Raw genomic sequence first — 6,134 nt, forward strand, 5'->3', positions numbered from 1 at the left:
CGCTTCTTTACTCTTGTGGTGCGGGTGGCTGCTTTTTTTTTTATAATCCCACACACCCCCCCCCCCCCGCGCCGGGGGCCGCCGCGCCCCGCCCCGCGGGGCGCGCCGGGTCCGGGGACGAAGATAGTGGGCATGCAGCCAACGGCTGGACCTGAAGCGATCGAAGGGCCATTTGATGGCGCACTCGCTGTGCCGGGCCTGCTCAAGCAGGTGGTTGCGGCGGAAGCGGACAATGTCGACGCCCATATCATAGCTTGCTTCGACGATACGGGTCTCGACCCTGCAAGGGCAATCGCTACCAAGCCCGTCATCGGAATAGGCGAGGCTTCGCTTCATGCCGTCAGCCTTGTCGCTCACAGCTTCTGTGTCGTGACCACTCTGTCACGTTCTGTGCCAATCATTGAAGACAACATTCGGCGGTACGGCTTCTCCCATCGCTGCCGACGGGTGCTTGCCTCCGACATCCCCGTCCTTGATCTGGAAAGACCTGAGAGTGGCGGGTCCGAACGAATTTCGGAACTCATACGCGAAGGCATCAGGCTGGGAGCGGAAGGCGTTGCACTGGGTTGCGCTGGCATGGCCGAGTTTGCATCCGCCCTCCAGCGCAAGCACGATATTCCCGTTGTGGATGGAGTAAGCGTCTCGGTCGGCCTTGCGCAGACCCTGATACGTTGCGGCCTCACGCCCTCCAAACGTGGCGCGTGGGCGATGCCGGCCCGCGTGAAGGAGCTGGACAGGTTCGAATGACCCAGGCGGCCCCTCGCAAGCAGTGCGTTCGGAGCACAAGGCGACTGGCACTACGGTGACAAGGTCCAGCTCGTTGAGCCTTCGGCGAACGACGAGCGCGGAAAGCACGGCTGCGGCGATCACGATCGCGCTGGCGAAGACGTAGGTGGACTGCTCAACGATCAGGCGCACCCGCATCAGTTCGCCGGCCAGGTTCTTCTGCATAATCCAGGCAAGACCATAGCCAATGAGCCATCCAGGCGGCTGCGCGATCAATGTGAGCAGGGCGAGTTCCAACAGGAGTATGCGCAACACTTCACCCCGGGTGAGGCCAAGGACGCGCAAGCTGGCCAACTCCCGCGCCCGTTCCGAAAGCGAGATCCGGGCGCTGTTGTAGACGACACCGAACGCGATGACGGCAGCCAGCCCGGTGTAGATGCCACCCGTCGAGGTGCGCGCGACATTGATGCAAATCAAAACCGGATCCGAGGCCGTCACGTGTTCCGGCATCCGCAGTCGACAAGTCTGTAAGTGACCATTTCAAGTCGCCCGCGTCGGTTGGTTCGGAGCCGGTATTGATTTGCCTCAAAGGAGGTCGGTGGCAAACTACGCTACGATGCGGCCAATTGGTGCTCGGGCCTATGGTCACTTGAACTGAGCTAGGGATGAAGCAGATGAAAGTAAAAGACGTAATGACTGCAGATGTCGTTACGGTGTCGCCTGACCACAGCGTAAGACACGCCGCCCAGGTGATGCTGGATCATCGCATCAGCGGCATGCCGGTTCTCGACGACGACATCGCCTGGTTGGGATTGTGAGCGAAGGCGATTTCCTGCTCAGGTCGGAACTCGGTGCCGCGGTGAACTCGCCAAGTGAGGCGCGTGGCTATGTGAAGGGGCACAGCTGGAAAGTTGCGGATCTGATGATTCCAGATGTCGTCGCGGCCGACGAGGAAACCCCGATAGAGCGAATTGCTGCGCTGATGCGGGAGCACGGCATCAAGCGCATTCCCGTCATGAGGGGGCAGCATCTGGTCGGCGTTGTCAGCCGTGCCGACCTTTTGCGCGTCGTCGTTGCGGCGAAATTCGACGACGATATGGCGGCAGGTGACGATGCGATCCGGCGCAGCATTCTCACCCGGCTGCGAGACGACGCAGGCGTCAAAGGAGACGCGTTAACGCTCACGGTCAGCGATGGCCTGGTGCATTTTTCGGGAACGGTCTCATCGCAGGGTGAAAGGGATGCCGTCCGCGTGGTTGCCGAGGGCGTCAGGGGCGTCAAAGGTGTATTCGACCACCTAAGCCTGTCGCACCCGTGAACAGCGGTCAGGGAACATACAGCGATGCGATCGCATTTTCCAAAGACCGACCGCATCGTGAACACCTCTGCCATGGAAGACGATCTGGCGACCCTGCAGCGGGAGACATTCGATTACTTCGTCCATGAGGCGAATCCCGCCAACGGTCTCATCCTGGACAAGACCGAGGCGGATTGGCCGGCAAGCATCGCGGCCACCGGTGAAGACGCTGGAAATCGAGAACGGAGGCTTCGAGCTACGAGCGGTAACAGGTCCGGACTACGGCAGGATTTTCGATGAAGAGTCGATCGCGGCCGTGCAGAAGATCGCTGGCGACGGCACTGGCGACACGCGTTGGAAGGTGCCCGGCGTGCTCGACTGGTCGACGAGAATCTACAATCCGAACGTCGACATCTCCAACGACACAACGACACTTTATGCGTCCGACCGCGATGTGTTTGTGTTTCTTGTCGACGACCTGAACCCGATCGAGGCCGGGCAGCTGCCAAATGGGGATCCGGATCTTTATTTCCGCGGCTTCTACTGCTGGAACTCCGAAGTTGGACCCCGCACGCTAGGGATCGCCAGCTTCTATCTGCGCGCGGTGTGTCAGAATCGCAATCTGTGGGGCGTGGAAGATTTCGAGGAAATCACCATCCGCCATTCAAAATACGCGGCCTCCCGTTTCGCCCTGGAAGCCGAGCCGGCGCTGATCCAGTTCGCCGATTCCTCGCCCAGGCCATTCGTCAAGGGCATCAAGACGGCGCGGCAACGGATCGTTGCCCGGGACGACGAAGATCGCAAGGGCTTCCTGCGCAAGCGCGGCTTCTCCAAGTCCGAGACCACGAAGATCATCGATACTGTTCTCATGGAGGAAGGCAGACCGCCGGAATCGATCTTTGATTTCGTGCAGGGCATCACGCGGGTCGCGCGCGACAAGCCGCATCAGGATGTCCGCCTGGAAATCGAGGGCAAAGCCAAGAAGCTTCTCGATTTCGCCGCCTGATCCTGCTGTGGTCGGCAGCGAAGACCTTTGTTGCCGCCCTCTCGTGCGGATAATCCCCGTCAATCCGAGCGCCGTCCTCCGAAGCGAGAGGACGGTGCTTTTTCCTGGGAACGGGTGCCGCCAACATGCTGGAGGCCCTCGGGCCGCTCGGTCGCGCGCCGAGATCCTCGAGCTGGGCCCGGGGCGTCGTGAGCCTGGAGGCAGAGGGGGGAGGGGAGGTTTCCTGACGGGTTTGGAGGTTCGGGGAGAGGCCCCGGGCCGCCCGTCATGGAGAACCTGACCATGGCAAAGAACGCCATTCAGAAGATCGCGATGAACGCCGCGGAGAATATTCCTTACGACAACCTGGCATTGTCGCAGAAGAATGTCCGCCGCATCAAGGAGGGCGTATCAATCGAACAGCTGGCCGAGGACATCGGACGGCGAAAGCTCATCCAAAGCTTGAACGTCCGTCCTGTGCTCGACGGCGAGGGCGAGGAGACCGGCACGTTCGAGGTGCCCGCCGGCGGCCGGCGTTATCTCGCGCTCGGAATCCTCATCAAGCAGAAGCGCCTGGCGAAGAACGAGCCGATCCCTTGCATTGTCAACCGCAAGCAGGAGACCTCGGCCGAAGAGGATTCGCTTGCCGAAAACCTGCGGCGCGCCGACTTGCACCCGCTCGACCAGTTTCGGGCCTTCAAGACGCTCAGCGAGCAGGGCCTCGATCCGGAGGAGATTGGTGCCCGCTTCTTTGTATCGCCTGCGACGGTGAGGCAGCGCCTGCGGCTGGCATCGGTATCGCCGAAACTTCTCGGTCTCTACGAGAAGGACGAAATCCGGCTCGAACAGATCATGGCGTTTTCGATCTCGGACGATCACGCGCGCCAGGAGCAGGTCTGGGAGCGGATTGCCAGCTCGCACATGCAGGAACCCTATTACATCAGGCGCCTGCTGACGGAGACCACGGTCCGGGCCGATGATCGCCGGGCCGTCTATGTCGGCGCCGAAACCTATGAAGCAGCTGGCGGCGTCATTCTTCGCGACCTGTTCGAGCAGGATTCCGGCGGCTGGTTCCAGGATGCGGCGCTCCTCGAGCAGCTTGTCTTCGACAGGCTGAAGGTGGATGCCGAGGCAATCCGCGCCGAAGGTTGGAAATGGGTCGAGGCGGCGATCAGCTTTCCCTACGGCCACACCTCCGGCATGCGGCGCATCTATGCCGAACCGCAGGAGCTCAGCGCCGAGGAGATCGAACGCTACGACGCGCTGAAGGCCGAATACGACAAACTGGATGCGGACTATGCCCAGGCCGAGGATGCCGACGAAGCAATCGAGGCGAAGCTCGACCAGCTGGGTGCCGAGCTCGACGAGATCGATGATCGCCCTCAAAGCTACGATCCCGGCCAGAAGGCCATTGCCGGTGTGTTCGTTACGCTTTCCGCGAACGGCAAGCTCCAGGTCGACGCCGGTTTCGTGCGGTCCGAGGACGAGCCGCGGACCGAAACCGGCGACGTCGATGAGGGGGAGGAAGGGGGCGCCGACGGCGGAACCCGATCCAATGGCGACGACGATGGCGATGGTGTTGTCGCCAACGGCAAGCCGGTGAACGACAGCGCTAGTGACGACGGCGAGGACGATGGCATCAAGCCACTGCCCGATCGGCTCGTTTTCGATCTGACCGCGCAGCGGACGCTGGCACTGCGCAACGCGCTCGCCGGTAACGTCGACATCGCCATCGTCGCCGCACTCCATGCCTTCGTCCTGCAGGTCTTCTATCGCTTCGCGCCGGACACGTGCCTGGAGATCAGCCTGAAGAGCGGCAGCTTCAGCCAGGTCGACGGTCTTGCCGAGACATCCTGGGCCAAGGAGATCGCCGAGCGGCACGAAGCCTGGGACCGCGATTTGCCCGATGAGGCGGAAAACCTGTGGGACTTCCTTCTCGGCCTCGACGAAGCAAGCCGCAAGGTGCTGTTCGCGCACTGCGTCTCGCTGGCCCTCAATGCGATGGTCGAACCCTGGAACAGGCGACCGAAGGCGCTCGAGCATGCAGACGTGCTCGGCCGTTCTCTTCAGTTCGACATGGTCGACGCCGGCTGGACGCCTACGGTCGAGTTCCTCGGGCGGCTCACCAAGGCGCGGATTCTACAGGCAGTCCATGAAGCTCGTGGCGCAGACTCCGCACAGCTGATCGACCACATGAAGAAGGACATCATGGCGCGTGAGGCCGCTCGTCTTCTCGAAGGGTCGAACTGGTTGCCCGAGCCGCTGCGTCTTGAGGTCGATGAAGTGGCTACCGATGCTGGCAACGCGGTCGCCGGCGATATGTCGGACGAGGCAGCTCTTGACGGCGATGCCGCCGAGCTGCCGGCCTTCCTCGCCGACGATGCGGATCCGTCCTCCGAAGAGCCGGTGACCAGCGACGGCGACGAGGCCAACCACCTCCAGGCCGCCGAATAATCGGCCTCACACTCGCACCGGGCCGGCACTCCGCCGGGCCCTTTTTCGTTTTCCTACATGGAGAAACCCGCATGTCAGCACATATCGTGTACGAATCCGCCCCATTGGGGAGCGTTATCCGATACAGCGACGGCGCGGCGAAGCCGCCGGCTCGCTTTTCCAAGAAGCTCGCCGCCTGGGAGAGCCGCAACGGCGTCGGTCGCCTGGTCAGGAAGGAACCGCCGCGCGAGCGCGCGACCTATAGCTCGCCGGCCTCCTTCACCCTGCATGAGGGCGATTTCGGGCAGGGCGGCATCATCGTCGTCTCGGTCAGGCGCACTTGGTCCGTCGAGAGTGACCTGCGTTTCGAGGTCATCGAGCGTCCCATGATCAGCATGGTCCGCGTCCTGCAGGAACTCGGCGACAGCCCGGAGCTGCTCTATCTCGCCAAGGATCGCGAGGCGGCCGAACGCTGGCTCGCCAGCAATTCGTATAGCCGGTCCTATCTCGAAGAGGTCTCCGCCGATGAGGTCGGCGCCGACGTCATTGAGGGCCGCGCGGCCGCCTGACCGTTCCACCATTTAACCCACCCGACCACGGGCCCGGGGTAGCGCCGGCGGTACCCGGCGGCAATACAAGGAGATGGACAAGTTGGACCCGAACACAAACATGGGCAATGAAGCGCACCACAAA

Annotated in this window: 3 protein-coding genes and 3 pseudogenes; 5 read left to right on the forward strand and 1 reads right to left on the reverse strand. The window is 62.3% G+C overall.

Annotation, left to right across the window (positions count from 1 at the left end; all coding sequences use genetic code 11):
• Nucleotides 1–132: 132 nt before the first annotated feature.
• Nucleotides 133–747: an aspartate/glutamate racemase family protein gene (locus NKI29_RS33020; RefSeq protein WP_352798655.1), complete on the forward strand. Its 615-nt coding sequence runs from the start codon at nt 133–135 to the stop codon at nt 745–747.
• Between the two features lie 87 nt (nt 748–834).
• Here the strand turns inward: NKI29_RS33020 and NKI29_RS33025 are convergent.
• Nucleotides 835–1,236, reverse strand: a pseudogene (locus NKI29_RS33025) (FtsX-like permease family protein); the annotation flags it as partial.
• A 164-nt stretch (nt 1,237–1,400) separates the two neighbouring features.
• Between NKI29_RS33025 and NKI29_RS33030 the strand changes: the two are divergent.
• The 4 genes and pseudogenes from NKI29_RS33030 to NKI29_RS33045 all read left to right on the forward strand — a co-directional run bounded on the left by NKI29_RS33030 (nt 1,401) and on the right by NKI29_RS33045 (nt 6,010).
• Nucleotides 1,401–2,044 (forward strand): annotated as a pseudogene (locus NKI29_RS33030) (CBS domain-containing protein).
• 196 nt (nt 2,045–2,240) lie between these two features.
• Nucleotides 2,241–3,029, forward strand: a pseudogene (locus NKI29_RS33035) (DUF932 domain-containing protein); the annotation flags it as partial.
• Nucleotides 3,030–3,311: 282 nt separating this feature from the next.
• Nucleotides 3,312–5,462, forward strand: a complete 2,151-nt coding sequence (locus tag NKI29_RS33040; RefSeq protein WP_352798653.1) for a ParB/RepB/Spo0J family partition protein — start codon at nt 3,312–3,314, stop codon at nt 5,460–5,462.
• A gap of 71 nt (nt 5,463–5,533) precedes the next feature.
• Complete coding sequence (locus NKI29_RS33045) at nt 5,534–6,010, forward strand: UCP036055 family protein (RefSeq protein WP_352798654.1); 477 nt, start codon at nt 5,534–5,536, stop codon at nt 6,008–6,010.
• Nucleotides 6,011–6,134 lie beyond the last annotated feature (124 nt).

Origin of the sequence: Mesorhizobium sp. M0678, from assembly GCF_040320505.1 — a bacterium.
Classification (GTDB): domain Bacteria; phylum Pseudomonadota; class Alphaproteobacteria; order Rhizobiales; family Rhizobiaceae; genus Mesorhizobium.

Excerpts from the sequence above, each read along its gene's own strand:
- NKI29_RS33020 (WP_352798655.1), top strand. The coding sequence starts at position 133 with ATGCAGCCAACGGCTGGACCTGAAGCGATCGAAGGGCCATTTGATGGC.
- NKI29_RS33040 (WP_352798653.1), top strand. The coding sequence starts at position 3,312 with ATGGCAAAGAACGCCATTCAGAAGATCGCGATGAACGCCGCGGAGAAT.
- NKI29_RS33045 (WP_352798654.1), top strand. The coding sequence starts at position 5,534 with ATGTCAGCACATATCGTGTACGAATCCGCCCCATTGGGGAGCGTTATC.